The sequence below is a fragment of the Rhodococcus sp. 24CO genome, from assembly GCF_050586165.1.
GTDB lineage: Bacteria > Actinomycetota > Actinomycetes > Mycobacteriales > Mycobacteriaceae > Rhodococcus_F.
This window is the reverse complement of the sequence record NZ_JAZFNF010000001.1, coordinates 21,112-35,754: the sequence shown is the minus strand read 5'-3', so window position 1 is coordinate 35,754 and position 14,643 is coordinate 21,112. Positions and strand designations below refer to the sequence as shown.

At 61.9% G+C, this 14,643-nt stretch carries 10 protein-coding genes and 1 pseudogene; 5 read left to right on the top strand and 6 right to left on the bottom strand.

What is annotated here, in order from left to right; all coding sequences use genetic code 11:
* Positions 1-8: 8 nt before the first annotated feature.
* Positions 9-1,547: a malate dehydrogenase (quinone) gene (gene mqo, locus V2B23_RS00175; RefSeq protein WP_430948499.1), complete on the bottom strand. Its 1,539-nt coding sequence runs from the start codon at positions 1,545-1,547 to the stop codon at positions 9-11.
* A gap of 146 nt (positions 1,548-1,693) precedes the next feature.
* Here mqo and V2B23_RS00170 point away from each other — a divergent pair, with 146 nt between their 5' ends.
* Positions 1,694-2,725 carry an alpha/beta hydrolase gene (locus V2B23_RS00170; RefSeq protein WP_430948498.1) on the top strand — a complete coding sequence of 344 codons (1,032 nt, stop codon included), beginning with the start codon at positions 1,694-1,696 and terminating at the stop codon, positions 2,723-2,725.
* A complete protein-coding gene (gene mtr / locus V2B23_RS00165) occupies positions 2,722-4,098 on the top strand; it encodes a mycothione reductase (RefSeq protein WP_430948497.1) in 1,377 nt (458 codons plus the stop codon). The genes V2B23_RS00170 and mtr overlap by 4 nt, the downstream gene beginning before the upstream one ends.
* Positions 4,099-4,193: 95 nt before the next feature.
* Here mtr and V2B23_RS00160 read toward each other — a convergent pair whose 3' ends face one another.
* Positions 4,194-4,739, bottom strand: a complete 546-nt coding sequence (locus tag V2B23_RS00160) for an alpha/beta fold hydrolase (protein ID WP_430948496.1) — start codon at positions 4,737-4,739, stop codon at positions 4,194-4,196.
* A 161-nt stretch (positions 4,740-4,900) separates the two neighbouring features.
* Between V2B23_RS00160 and V2B23_RS00155 the strand changes: the two genes are divergently transcribed.
* A complete protein-coding gene (locus tag V2B23_RS00155; RefSeq protein WP_430948495.1) occupies positions 4,901-5,209 on the top strand; it encodes an amphi-Trp domain-containing protein in 309 nt (102 codons plus the stop codon).
* Positions 5,210-5,230: 21 nt separating this feature from the next.
* Here the strand turns inward: V2B23_RS00155 and V2B23_RS00150 are convergent, their stop codons facing one another.
* The 4 genes and pseudogenes from V2B23_RS00150 to V2B23_RS00135 form a co-directional block, all read right to left on the bottom strand.
* Positions 5,231-7,534, bottom strand: a complete 2,304-nt coding sequence (locus tag V2B23_RS00150; RefSeq protein ID WP_430948494.1) for a serine/threonine-protein kinase — start codon at positions 7,532-7,534, stop codon at positions 5,231-5,233.
* A gap of 81 nt (positions 7,535-7,615) precedes the next feature.
* Positions 7,616-8,595 (bottom strand): annotated as a pseudogene (locus V2B23_RS00145) (linear amide C-N hydrolase).
* Between the two features lie 26 nt (positions 8,596-8,621).
* Positions 8,622-10,529 carry an alkyl/aryl-sulfatase gene (locus tag V2B23_RS00140; protein WP_430948493.1) on the bottom strand — a complete coding sequence of 636 codons (1,908 nt, stop codon included), beginning with the start codon at positions 10,527-10,529 and terminating at the stop codon, positions 8,622-8,624.
* 43 nt (positions 10,530-10,572) lie between these two features.
* Positions 10,573-12,027: an MFS transporter gene (locus V2B23_RS00135; protein WP_430948492.1), complete on the bottom strand. Its 1,455-nt coding sequence runs from the start codon at positions 12,025-12,027 to the stop codon at positions 10,573-10,575.
* 96 nt (positions 12,028-12,123) lie between these two features.
* Here V2B23_RS00135 and V2B23_RS00130 point away from each other — a divergent pair, with 96 nt between their 5' ends.
* Positions 12,124-12,705 carry a helix-turn-helix domain-containing protein gene (locus V2B23_RS00130; protein WP_430948491.1) on the top strand — a complete coding sequence of 194 codons (582 nt, stop codon included), beginning with the start codon at positions 12,124-12,126 and terminating at the stop codon, positions 12,703-12,705.
* Between the two features lie 130 nt (positions 12,706-12,835).
* The gene (locus tag V2B23_RS00125) at positions 12,836-14,641 is read left to right on the top strand and encodes an alkyl/aryl-sulfatase (protein ID WP_430948490.1); all 1,806 of its coding nucleotides are present in this window, start codon (positions 12,836-12,838) and stop codon (positions 14,639-14,641) included.
* The last annotated feature ends 2 nt before the right edge of the window (positions 14,642-14,643 follow it).

The window sequence follows — 14,643 nt, the reverse complement described above, 5'->3', positions numbered from 1 at the left end:
TGCGACTATCACACAGTTGCAGCGGTCTCCGCGACCGGAAGAGATTCGGTTGACGTCGCGGAATCGAGCTCGAGGACCTTCGAGGACCAATCCCAGACCTGGTTGAAAAGTCCTTCGTTGTCGGTGAGCTTGACGCCGATGGACGGAACCATCTCACGCAGCTTGCCCTTCCAACCCTGGAATTCGGTCGGGAAGCAGCGCTCTAGCACGTCGAGCATCGCGGGAACAGCCGTCGACGCGCCGGGGGACGCACCGAGCAGACCGGCGATGCTTCCGTCTTCGGCAGCCACCACGGCGGTACCGAATTCGAGGACGCCACCCTTGCCCTTGGCCCGGCGAATCACCTGAACGCGCTGGCCTGCGGTGATGAGCTCCCAGTCCTTGGTCTCGGCCTTGGGCGCAAATTCACGCAGGTCCCAGATACGTCCGGTTTCGCTCTTGGTGAGCTCACTGACCAGGTACTTGACCAGGCCGAGTTCGCTGACGCCGACGCCGAGCATCGAGAGGATGTTATTGGGCTTGACCGAACCGGGCAGGTCCGTGACCCGGCCCTGCTTGAGGAACTTGGGTGACCAGCCGGCGTACGGTCCGAACAGCAGGCCGGGCTTGTTGCCGATGACACGAGTGTCGAGGTGCGGAACCGACATGGGCGGTGCGCCGACGGCCGCTTTGCCGTAGACCTTGGCGCTGTGCTGGTCGATCAGCTCAGGGTTGGTGCATCGCAGGAACGCGCCGCTGACGGGGAAGCCGCCGAAGCCCTTGGCTTCCTTGATGCCCGACTTCTGCAGCAGGTGAAGAGCGCCACCACCGGCTCCGACGAAGACGAATCGTGAACGCACGACGCGCTTTTCACCGGTGCGGCGGTTGGTGACCTTGACGGTCCACGTCTTGTCCGAGTTCTGGGTGAGGTTGGTGACCTCGTGACCGAAGTACATGTTGCCGCCGGTCTTGCCGATGTAGCCGACGAGCTGCTTGGTGAGCGCTCCGAAGTCGACGTCGGTGCCGTCCTGGCTCCAGTTGAGGGCGATGGGGTCCGAGAAGTCGCGGCCCTTTGCCATCAGCGGCAGGCGCTTGGTGAACTCGGCCGGATCGTCGATGTACTCCATGCCGCGGAAGAGCGGGTGGCCGGCAAGTGCGTCGTAGCGAGCACGCAGGTACTTGGCGTTGGCCTCGCCGTGAACGAAGCTCACGTGCGCGATGGGGTTGATGAATTCCTTGGGCTGCGTCAACACGCCCTGCTCGACAGCGTGTGCCCAGAACTGCCGGGACACCTGGAACTGCTCGTTGACGTTGACGGCCTTCTTGATATCGACCGTCCCGTCCGAGTTCTCGGGGGTGTAGTTGAGCTCACAGAGCGCGGAGTGACCGGTTCCCGCGTTGTTCCACGGGTCGCTGCTCTCGGCTGCGACGGCGTCGAGCCTCTCGAAGGTCGAGATCGACCAGTCCGGCTGCAGCTGGCGCAACAATGCACCAAGCGTGGCACTCATGATGCCCGCACCTACGAGCACTACATCCGTCTTCGTCTCTACCGCGTTCTGATTCGACACTGGAGAATCGACTTCCTTGTCATTAGCCGTGCGCGCATCCGCCTGCTGTGTTACGCCGAATAGGTTACCTGGGCGTAAGTGCGCCGTTTACCACCCCCAATTGTGCTCTACAACGCCGTCCGGAAACGAGGATTAGATTGTGATCTGTGACTACATGGGTTCCAGACGTCCTCGGAGACGGATATCAGCAGCTGACCATTCCTCTCGGAACCGATCCGGACGGTGAGGGTGAGGTCGACGCCACACTCGTCCGCTATCAGCCGCCTGGCGAGGCAGTCCGGGCGAACCGTGCAGTTCTGTATGTACACGGGTTCACCGATTACTTCTTCCAGAAGCATCTTGCGGAACACTTCGCCGAGCAGGGTTACGCCTTCTTCGCGCTGGATCTGCGCAAGTGCGGGCGTTCACTGAAACCGGGCCATACCGCTCACTATGTGTCGGATCTCGCCCTGTACGACGCCGAACTCAACGAGGCCCTGCGCATCGTGAACTCCGAAACCGACGGCAGCGAACTCCTCTTGATGGCGCACTCGACCGGTGGGCTCATCGTTCCTCTGTGGCTTGACCGACTCCAGCGCAAGCCGGGCGGCAGCTCCGGACACGGCATCGCCGGCCTGGTGCTCAACAGTCCGTGGTTCGACTTGCAGGGTCCGCCCATGGTGCGCAACGTCGGTACCGCCGCCATCGACGTACTGGGACGGGTGTCCGGGAAGACTGTCATCCCCGGCACGGGCTTGCCGACGTACGGCTCGAGCCTGCACGTTTCCGCCAACGGCGAGTGGGACTACAACCTCGACTGGAAGCCGCTCGCGGGCTGTCCGGTCACATTCGGGTGGATGCGTGCCGTGCGCGGCGGACACGCGCAACTGCACCGCGGCCTGGACATCGGTGTACCAGCGCTGATCCTTCGTTCGAAGAAGTCGGAGTTCGCCAAGGCGTACCACCCCGGCGTCGACCTGGCCGATTCCGTCCTGGATGTGAGGCAGATCGCACGGTGGGCAGGTTGCCTCGGTGATCGGACTACCATCGTTCCCATCGACGGCGCGCGCCACGACGTCTTCCTCTCGACTCAGAAGCCGTTGGCCACAGCCTTTTCCGAACTCGATCAGTGGCTGGAGTGGCTCGAGCGCCACCTGACCGCAGACGCAGACACCACCACACAGGAGAACGCGCAGTGACGCATTACGACCTTGCCATCATCGGAAGCGGTTCGGGGAATTCGTTGCCCGACGAGCGATTCGACGGCAAGAAAATCGCGATCCTCGAGGAAGGCACCTTCGGCGGCACGTGCCTCAACGTCGGATGCATCCCGACCAAGATGTTCGTCTACGCGGCGGAGGTCGCAAACACGGTGTCGCACGCGGAGAAATTCGGCGTCGACGCCACCCTGGACGGCGTCCGCTGGTCCGACATCGTCAAGCGCGTGTTCGGCCGTATCGATCCCATCTCCGCGGGCGGCGAACGCTTCCGCAGCGAGGACAGCCCCAACACCACCGTCTACCGCGGCCACGCCACCTTCACCGGACCGAAGACCGTCAACACCGGCACGGGTGAGACCATCACTGCCGACCAGGTTGTGATCGCGGCCGGTTCACGCCCGATCATTCCCGAGGAGATTTCCTCCAGCGGTGTGAAGTACTACACCAACGAAGACATCATGCGTCTGCCGGAACTCCCCGAGCACCTCGTGATCGTCGGCTCGGGTTTCATTGCCACTGAGTTTGCACATGTGTTCTCCGCGTTGGGTTCTCGCGTGTCGATCATCGGCCGCAGTGGCCGCCTCCTGCGTCATCTCGACGACGAGATCTCGGAACGCTTCACCGAACTCGCCGTCAAGAAGTGGGACGTGCACCTCGGATCACCGATGCAGTCGGTCCGCGCAGACGGGGAGAACATCGCCGTCGAACTGGCAAATGGCACAGTCGTTTCCGGCGACGTTCTGCTGGTTGCGGTGGGCCGCAAGCCCAACGGAGACCTCCTGGACCTCGACAAGGCCGGCATCGAACTCGACGACAACGGCTCCATCGTTGTCGACGAGTACCAACGCACCACAGCGGAGGGAGTCTTTGCACTCGGCGACGTCTCCTCCCCCTATCAGCTCAAGCACGTGGCCAACCACGAGGCGCGCGTTGTTCAGCACAACCTGCTCCAGGACGCGTGGAACGACACTTCCGGGCTGCGCGCAACCGATCACCGGTTCGTCCCGGCCGCTGTGTTCACCGATCCGCAGATCGCCGACGTCGGAATGACGGAGAAGCAAGCGCGTGACGCCGGACTCGACATCACCGTCAAGGTCCAGGCGTACGGCGACGTCGCCTACGGCTGGGCGATGGAAGATCAGGAAGGTCTCTGCAAGGTCATCGCGGAGCGCGGCACCGGCCGTCTTCTGGGCGCTCACGTCATGGGAACCCACGCTCCGACCGTGATCCAGCCTCTTATCCAGGCCATGAGTTTCGGGTTGTCCGCGCAGGACATGGCCCGTGGGCAGTACTGGATCCACCCGGCCCTGGCAGAGGTCGTCGAGAACGCATTGCTCGGCCTGGACATCTAATAGCGCTCGACATCTGGAACGCTCGGCATCTGTTTCGGAAGAACGCACAAGGCGGGCACTCCCCTCGGGGATGCCCGCCTTTGTAGTTCTCGGGACTACCAGGGACTGGTGCGCAGCACGATCTCGGTGGCAAGTTCAGCCGCCGCGGACTTCACGATGTCATCGACTCCAGGCACTTCGGCCACCCGGAAATCGGAGTACACGAACCGCCCACTGGCGTCGGCAATCGCCCGCCCAGCACTACCGACGACGATGGTTGTCGGCACCTCCACCGGCGGAACTCCGGCGATGTCGGCTGCCGACGGATGGCCACGATCCACCGAAATCAAGCTCGCGAAGCGGCCGAACTGGCGCGCGGCCAACAGCCATGCAAGGTCCGCCCCTTCGCGGTGTCCCACCAGGTTCACCCAGGCGATGTTCAACTCGTCCAGCAGAACCACTGCCGTCTTCTCGTCGAGATTGTCGATCGATTCGACCGCAACCGTGCGCAAATCCGAATTGTGGAGGCGTTCACACACTTTGTCGTATACGTCGACAGGGTCGCCTTTGCCCGGGAGAAGGAGGACCGCGTGCTTACTGACCGGTCCGTCGATCCGAACGGTGCACGACCCCTTGCCCACCGCTACTCGAGTCAGTTCCATGAAAGGCAACGGTACGCGATCCAATCCCCAGGTTGGCGAGCAGCGGACTGAAAATGACGACTCACACAGGAGTGGGGTAACCGGCCGTCGCGCGAAACTCCCACAATCTTTCGATTGTCCAATTACCGTGAACAATGAATCCGCCGAGGTCAGGAGTGATCGTGCCCAAATTGGAGATCAAAAGTAAATCCACACTCTCGCGAGCGGAAGTCGCCGAGCGCCTGATCGCGCTCGGGCAAGCTCTCGCCAGCGGCTCGGAAGTGGAACTGGGATCGGGCGGCGACTCGATCGAAATCGCTGTCCCTGAACAGGTTCGGTGGGAACTCGAGATCGAGGTAGACGGCGACGAAATAGAGATCGAAATCGAGATTCACTGGCGCGACGATCCCCCGGCCGAACCGGAGGCAAAGTCCGCGGTTCCGGCAAAGGCAGTTCGCCGTGGTCGGCCTCGCAAGAGTGCTGCCAAGTAACCCCACTCGCATTCGATCTGATCAGGGAGACGCCGACGCCTCCAGCGTCACCACACGGGACAGCGCGCGCAAGTCACTTTCGATCCACCGGAACAGTTGATAGATGCCGACGAATCCGAAAATTCCGAACAGGCACAGAAGCCGAACGGTGGCGTTGATGTCCTCGCCCGCTCCCCCACCGACCAAACTGAGTCCTGCGATTCCCACCAAGGGAACCGACGCTGCCACGGCGAGGTACCGCGTGCTGATGCGTCCGAGCTTGCGGAGGTCCCGGCCGTCGCCGCTTCGTAATTCTCCGTGTGACAACAGAATCGGGTACAGGCATCGCACGGAGTAGAACGTCAGAAGGAAGAACGGATAGGCGACCGCAACCGCGCCGCACACAGCCAGCGACGACATCAAGTGCACGTACGCCCGCGGCGGGATGCCGCCGGCCAGCACCTGCAGCGCAATCGGGTACGCGATTCCGGCGAGTACCCACAATCCGAAGCAGATCACGACGGCGCGGTGCCCCATGTACAGGGTCGCACTGCGTGCCGTGGACAGAACATCGGCACTGTACGTCTGTCCCAGATGCAGACCGCGTGGCACGGTGAGCGCACGCCGGCACCAGAAGAGAATCAGTGTTGTGCCCATCGCCAGAGTTACCGCACCGATTGCCAGATGAACCTGTTCGAGATGCTGCTGCACCTGCGGTGACAAGGTGGAGAGGATCAGCATCTTGTTGTAGTAGTAGTTGTATCCTGCCGCAAGGGGATTCGGAATCCAGATGGCAGCCAACAAGATCAGTGGCGCCCATCGCCACAGTACCGATCGCGGGCTACTCGGCGCAGGGTCGACCAAATCGCGAGCATGCCGATCCAAACACAGCGCAAACTGACGGGCCAACTTCCGGCCACCTGACCATCGCGCGTCTCGCTCGAGCGCGAGAGACTTGACCAGGACTCGCCGCAGGGCGGCCGGACAGTCTTCGGGAAGATGCTCCTGCGCCGCGGGGTCGACGCCGCGGCGCCGGATCGCGAGCGCTGCTGCCGGTGACGGTGCCGACTCCCGTGTTCCGTCGTCGGCAAACGGACGACTACCGGTCAGAAGCTCCCACAGCATGACTCCGAGCGAGTAGATATCGCTGCGGGTATCGAGGTTTCCAGGAACCCCGAGCGAACATGCCTCCAGTTGCTCCGGTGACATATATGCGACCGACCCACCGACCAGGCACGCAGCGTCCTCGGATTCGACGTCACTGGAACTGACGTTGAAGTCCGCAAGTTTTGGTATTCCTTCCACGGTGAGCAGCACGTTTGCGGGCTTGATATCGCGATGCAGCACCCCGTGCTCGCGCGCGTATTCCAGCGCGTCGGCCAGTCGCATCCCTATCCAGGCGACGGTCTCGGGCCACGACAACCCGGCAACTTCGCGTCGCAGGCTGGTCTCGCTGGGTTGCATCTCCCCTTTTCGCGCCAGATTCTGGTCGATCGAGTCCAGCAGCAGGCGACCGCATCGAAGCTCCGGCGGCGTCCGACGCACGAGTCTCACCACCTCGAGCAGGGTCCCGCCAGGCACGTACTCCATGATCAGTACCCGAAGTGCTTGATCCTCGAGCACCCGCTGGTCGAAGACCCGAACGATGTGAGGGTGATCGAGTCGTGCGAGGGTCTGCGGCTCCACCCCGACATTTTGCGAGATCTTCAACGCCACCCAACGCTGCATGGAGAGTTGGCGGGCAAGAAAGACTCGAGCGAAGGCGCCCTGGCCGATTTCCATCATCAATTCGAAATCGTCGAAGCGTTGCCCGACCTCGAATCGATCGAAGCCCGAGCTTTCCAGCGTCACGATTGCCGGCGGACCTGCTGCGGCATCACGTTCGATCAGATTCTCGAGTGCTTCTGCTTGCGCCGGAAACTCGGTGAGATACTCGGGCACCGCAACCTTCTCACCACGCTGCCTACGGAACCGGAATTCCTCGTAGAGAAGTTCTGCCGGCAGTGGCTCGTCGAGCAGTTCGGGATACTCGACGCAATACTCCGAAAGTCGTTTCGGCCGGTTCTCCCTCAGCCACCGACATTCCATGTCGGCGCGCACCAAATCGATCAACGACGCACGTCTGATCGCCGCGGGATCGGGGAGATATCCGAGCAGGTCGGTGGGCGCTCGCCCGGCTTCCCAATCGTCCACGAGCTGTTCACGTCCGTCACCGCCAAGCTGCGCGGGTGAGCTTGTCGGAGAGAATCTTTCGGTACCACGGCGCACTTCCGTCTCCGGGCCCCGGCGGGTCAGGGGCCCGCTTGCAACGGTCGCATCGTTGCTCTGGGCATCACGCTTGGTCATGGCACATCAGCTCTGCCCCTCGACCGCGTCCGGTGCGTTCGAGGTGACCGCTCCAGCCTATCCCCGGAGGACGCTCAACCCCTACAACCCGGCAAAGGTGAACGGTTCAGCCGGTTTGAACTGATCAGTGGAATCTCCGAAAATACGGTGCTCTCGTCCGGCCCGAGTTCGAGCTTCCGCACTGTTGATCCCTCACTCAAATCGATCGACGACACATCCACCCAAAAAGTATTCGGCGTCATCGCCGATTCGAAGAAGTAGAGTCCGCGTTTGTGATCGACGACGGTGCGCCACCGAGTCGAGGAGATGTTCGGCTCGTCTGGAGTCGAAATACCCAGGGGCACTGATACGTTCCGGATGACACTGAACGTCGCGGCCAACGCGGTCCGCGGATCGTCGGTCTTCGGGACTGCGTCGACGTAGAACGAGGCACGGGCAAAACGATCCGCAGCGCGATTGGTACCGGGCAACATGACGGTTCCGTTGATCTGCTTCCAGTACTCGTTGACGGCGAGTTGTTTGTCGAAGATCGGAGAATTTGTCATCACCTGATAGTCACGACTGTGGTGAATGCTCTGTCGGCCACCGATGTACTCGATGATGGCACTGTCACCGCGAGCGTCCGAGAGCGACATGTGCAGTGTCGCCAGACGGTCTTCTCCGGGAACTGCTGCAGTCACGATGGTGAAGGGCTCCGCCGCCAGCACCTCGACGGCTTCCTCGACGCTCGCACAACGGTCCAACACGTACTGCGCCCACGCCGCGATAGACAAGCCGGGCGTCGATCCGTCGTAGGCGGGATACTCGGATTCGACCAGCCACAACAGATTTGCGGACAGTCCCGCCTCGTTCACTCCGTCCGTCGTGCACATGTCGTAGGCGGAGGCGACAACACTGCCGTACAACGACGTCCACGTTATCGAACTCGCCCCGGCGCAGCCCTCACGCTCCATGCCACGGGGAAATGCCCACAGGTTGGTACCGAGATCGAGCTTCCAGTCCATCGACCGGGCAGTGATCACGGTGTCGTTCGGCCCCAGATAAACCAATCGCGTGCACATCGAGAAACTCTCCCTTCGTCTCTGAGCTACGGCGTGACGATGTTGAAGCTGGGATCGAAGGTATCCAACAACCCTTCGAGCGTCTTCAATGCCGAATCGTCACCGTCGAGCGAGATCTTCCCGGCCCGAGCCAATTCGGGTGCTGCGCCTGGTTGCAGAAGTGCGCCGATCAGCGCAGGTTTCGGTCCGGACACCGTCAGCTGCGTGTTCGACGCCGCTCCCCGCCTGGCATTGAGGACGCCGCGATTGACCCACACAGTCCAGGTTTCGTTGTCGTGATCGGTGAACACGAAATCGATGCGGAGATCGGCGTCCGTTGCCTTGTCGCCGATGAGGTGAATTGCGACGAAGTCGAACAGAATGTCGATCGGCATCGCGAGGACACTGTCCTGGCTCGCCGTGATGTAGGGCGGGGGTTGCGAGCCTTCACGCAATTCCAGGGCCGCCGTCAGATAGATCCCGCGCCACTGCGGCCCTTCGGCCTGATACCCCATCTGCTCGTAGACATCGGCCTGGAGGTTCTTCGCCTCGGTGTTCTCCGGTTGCGCGAACACCAACTTGTGCAGGATCTCAGCAGCCCAGCGGTAGTCCCCCGCATCGAAGGCCCGCTTGCCCTCGTCCAGAATCTTCTGTGCGCCAAGGAGATCGACAAAACGTCTGGCCGACTCCACCGGCGGATGCGGATGAAGCGACACCGGATCGCCGTCCCACATTCCCAATTCCTTGGTGTACACGGCGCGAACGTCGTGGTGCAGGGTTCCGTGATATCCGCGGTTGTACCACTTGCGTCCGAGTTCGTCCGGTAGCTCGATCACCTCGGCAGCTTCGAGCGGTGTGTATCCCTTGTTCGCCAGCCGCAGCGCCTGGTCGTGAATGTATTTGTATGTGTCTCTTTGCGATTCGATGAACGGCACCAGATTTTCGTTACCCCACACGGGCCAGGTGTGCGGTCCGTAGTGAACCGCCGCGTCGTCTCCCCATCGTTCGAGGGTCTCATCCAGATATCGGGCGAAGTTCCGGGCGTCGCGAGTGCGGGCCCCACGCAATGTCTGGATGTTGTGGAGCGAATGATTGGCGTTCTCCGCACAGGTCAGCGCGGCGAGTTCGGGGATCCAGATGTGCATCTCCTCAGGAGCCTCCGTATCCGGGGCGTAGAGGAATTCGAACTCCAGACCCGCAATTTCTCGTTTCGTGCCGGTCTCGGTGATGCCGTCAGTGGGAGAAATATATGAGATCTGAGGGCCTTTCGTGCTGAGCACACCGATCCCGCAGGAGACCGCCCCCTTCGGACCGAGGTCGAGCAATCCACCGAAGGCGTAGAACGACCGCCTGGCCATGGCATTGCCGGCAACAACGTTCTCACCGATTGCAAACTTGTCGAACGACGCAATCGTGCCCGGCGCAATGATCGGCACCTTTCCCGACGCAACGTCCTCGGCGTCGACGATCCCCTTGACGCCGCCGTAGTGGTCGATGTGCGTGTGCGTGTAGATAATTGCCGCCACCGGCTTGTCGCTGACGTGCTCGCGAATCATCTTCATACCCTGGCGGGCCGACTCCACACCCGCCATGCAGTCGATGATGATCAGTCCTTCGTCACCTTCGACGACCGTCAGGTTCGCTATGTCGTTGTTCCTCACCTGGTAGAGGCGATCGGTCACCTGGTAGAGCCCGCCCCGGCGAATCAGCTGACTCTGGCGCCACAGACTGGGATTGACGGTGTCGGGCGCGGGAACGTCATCGCCGATGTATTCCATCGCCTCCGGATCGAAGATCACATGTCCGTCGTCGCCGAGCACATTGCCCGGCAACGGAGCGATCAAGCCGCGATCCACATCCACGAAGTCTTGCCGGTCCTCCATGGCGTACCGCGCGAGGGCGTCTCGATTCACCGTCGCAGTGGCAGGTGTTGCGTCCTTGGGCGTCTGGCACATGGCATTCCCCGTTCGGTTACGACAATCGGTTACCCCCACATCTCTATCTGGCGAGCGGGGTCGTTGGAATCACCCGTGCTGGGTGAACCGATGTCTGCTGAACCGAGGCCGACTGAACCGATGCGCAGGCGATGACAAGTACCACCAACCCACATCCGACAACAAGCATCCACCCCGCGTGTGACGCCTGTGCCACATCCGACTCGACGCTGTTCGCGACTACGCCACCGGCCAATGCGACGCCGAGAGCAGCGCCGAACTGTCGTGCACTGGATGTGATTCCACCGGCAAGTCCGGCTTGTGATTTCGGCAGTCCGTTGACGGCGGTGTTGGTGATCGGGGCATTCGAGAAACCGAAACCGATCCCCAGGAACAGGTAGGCGACAAGTACAGTCGAAAGTCCGGTGTTGTTGTCGAGCGATACGAGACACAGGCCACCCAACGCGGTGAAGCTTCCGGCGATCAGCAGCGGTAACCGCGGCCCGACGCGTCCGACCAGAATCCCCGACAGCGGTGCGCACACGGTTGCTGCAGCAGCCATCGGGAGAATCACGACGCCCGCGGCGGCCGGAGTCATGCCGCGCGCTTGTTGCAGGTACAGCGTGCCGAGCAGCAGCGTCGCGTTCAATGCCACAAACACCACGACTGCGCCGAGAACCGCCGCAGAAAACGGCCTGTGCCGAAACAATGCAAGGTCGACGAGTGGTTCGGCTTTCCTCGATTCGACAGCAATAAACGAAGCCAGAGCTAGCGCGAGCGCGACGTAACCGACCACCGCACCGGGTGACGTCCATCCGATTCGTGGGCCCTCGATGAGCAGTCCCACTGCGCCGCCCACCACAGCGACCAACAGCATCTGTCCCGCCGGGTCGAGCCTTCGCGCCTGCGGAGCACGCGATTCCGGCACGAACACGGCAGTCAACACCAGAACAATCACGATCACCGGAACGTTGACCCAGAACACGGATCGCCAACCGAAGCTGTCGATGAGCACTCCACCGACTATGGGCCCGACGGCCATACTGAGACCGAACACCGCTGCCCACACTCCGATCGCCTTGGCACGCTCCTTCGGATCGGTCATCACGTTGACCACAATTGCCAGCGCAACCGGACTCAACATCGAACCGCCAACGCCCTGTGCAATTCTCGCGGCGATCAGCACGCCTACTGACGGCGCGAGTGCGCACGCTATCGACGCCACTCCGAAGACGACCAGTCCGATCTGGAATACGCGTCTGCGGCCGAACCTGTCGGCCAGGGCTCCGGACGAGATCAGCAAGCTCGCCAGAACGAGTGTGTATGCGTTGACGACCCATTCGAGACCAGGAATTCCGACGTGGAAACCCACCCCGATCGTCGGCAGGGCGACATTGACGATGGTCGTGTCCAATCCGACCACGAACAAACTCGTGCAGCAGATTGCCAGGACGCCCCACCGCCGACGGGCATGCATTCCGGTCGCCGAGTGTCTGTCGATTCCGCTCGAAGGTTTCATGGTTGGACTCCTATGCCGTGGTCACCGTTGGAAGAATCGTCGCAACCGAGCCGGCAAATTCGGTAGGAATTTTGCGGAAACTGCAAAGATGAGCACATGGATGCCGAACTGGAGACGATGCTCAGCGATATCGGACCGAGATTGCGGGCACTTCGTCGCGATCGCAACATGACCCTCGAAGCTCTGTCCGACGCCACCGGTATCTCCGTCAGCGCACTGTCACGACTCGAGTCAGGTAAGCGTCGCCCTACCCTCGATTTGCTTGTGCCTCTTGCCCGAACCCACCGTGTGGCACTCGACCAACTGGTTGGGGCGCCCGCCACCGGGGACCCCCGAGTCCACCTCACTCCGACCCGGCGCCGGAACGGGAGCGCTGTCGTGCCGTTGACGCGCTACCCGGGCCGGGTTCAGGTCTTCAAGCAGGTGATTGGGCCCCGTCCACCGAAACTCGTCACTCATGCCGGGTACGAGTGGCTCTACGTTCTCGCCGGCGACCTACGACTGATTCTCGGCGAGAACGAGGTTGTCCTCCGGCCAGGAGAAGTCGCGGAGTTCGACACCGCGGAGCCCCATTGGTTCGGACCGGCACATGACCAGGTTGTCGAGATCTTGCACCTGTTCGGCCCCAGCGGCGAGAAGGCTCGGGTACGCACGAACTCGAATCACGAATCTGGATAGGTCGTCAGTAGGAAAAATCCGTCCACATTCAGTGCCCCTCGATTCACCCCCCACGGATGATGCGCAGAGCAGCGCGGGATTCGACCATGTGAGGACGGGATAACCGACTCATCGAGGGAGCTGCATCAACATGGCGCTGGACTACTCCGATCGCACGGATTTCGACAACGCCGAGCGGGGCTTCATCGCCACGCTCGAACCGCTCACCATCAAGAACGCCGACGGACGAGTCGTTTTCGATCTGTCCGGCTACAGCTATCTCGACGAACCGTGCCCGGAAACGGTTCATCCGAGCCTGTTTCGTCAGGCGCAGCTCTGCGTCAAGAACGGACTCTTCGAGGTCACGGACGGGATCTATCAGATCCGCGGGTTCGATATTTCCAACATGACGATCGTCGAGGGCGATACCGGCGTCATCGTCATCGACCCGATGATCTCCGCCGAGTGCGCTGCCGCAGGTCTTGCGCTCTACCGCGAGCACCGCGGAGACCGTCCGGTCACCGGGTTGATCTACACCCATTCGCACGCAGACCATTTCGGCGGCGTGATGGGAGTTCTGCCGGACGGCGCCGGCGATGTGCCGATCATCGCGCCCGAAGGATTTCTCGAACACGCGGTATCGGAAAACGTCTATGCGGGAACAGCAATGAACCGTCGCGCGAACTACCAGTACGGCTACACCTTGGACGTCGGACCAGAGGGCCAAGCCAGCCTCGGGCTGGGCATCCAGACATCCGGTGGATCCGTGGGCCTGATCCCCCCCACTGTCGACATCACCCGTACGGGGCAGGAAGAAACCGTTGACGGAGTGCGGATCGTCTTCCAGATCACGCCGGGCACCGAAGCGCCGTCGGAGATGAACTTCCACTTTCCCGACAGCCGCGCGCTGTGCGTCGCCGAAAATGCCACGCACAACCTGCACAATATCCTCACGCTTCGAGGTGCGCTGGTCCGCGACCCGCGTATCTGGTCCCACTACCTCGACGAGGCTGTCGAATTGTTCGCGCCGGATTCCGACGTCGTATTCGCGTCACATCATTGGCCCACATGGGGATCCGAGAACATCGTGCAGTTCCTGACCGAGCAGCGAGACATGTACGCGTACTTGCACGATCAGACGTTGCGGATGGTCAACATCGGACTCACCGGCAGCGAAATCGCCGAGGCGATCACGCTTCCCGCGTCACTCGACGACGCCTGGCATGTGCGCGGCTACTACGGATCGGTCAGTCACAACGTCAAAGCGATCTACCAGCGCTACATGGGCTGGTTCGACGGTCATCCCAGCTCACTCTGGCAGCACCCACCGGAGCAGTTGGCGGCCCGCTACGTCGACGTGATCGGCGGCGTACCTGCAGTTCTCGACAAGGCACGCGGCTACATCGATGCCGGTGACACGCGGTTCGCGGCCGAACTGCTCAAGCACGCGGTATTTGCCGAACCAGACAACACTGAAGCGAGAAACGCTCTCGCAGATCTCTACACCACTCTCGGCTACGGCGCCGAAAACCCGACCTGGCGCGGTTTCTACCTCACCGGAGCGAAGGAACTACGCGGCGAAATCACGCCACCGCCCATCGATCTCGGCACCGGAATGGCCGCGGCACTGACGGTGGAGCAACTCTTCGACACACTCGCCATCCGCGTCAACGGGCCCCGCGCCGGGGGTGAAAAGCTCTGCATCGAATGGATTTTCACCGATCTCGACACAAAAGTCCGCTTGACTCTCTCCAACGGCGCGCTGATCCAGACACCCAACCCGCGGACCAAGGCAACCACCGATCTCACCCTCACGTTGACCAAAACCCAGTTGCTCGGGTTGCTGGCCGGCGGCGGACTGGACGGTATCGAGCATTCCGGCGACCCCGCGACGATACAGCGGCTCCTCGGGCTACTCGACAGTCCCGATCCGGCATTTGCCATTGTTACGCCCTGAAT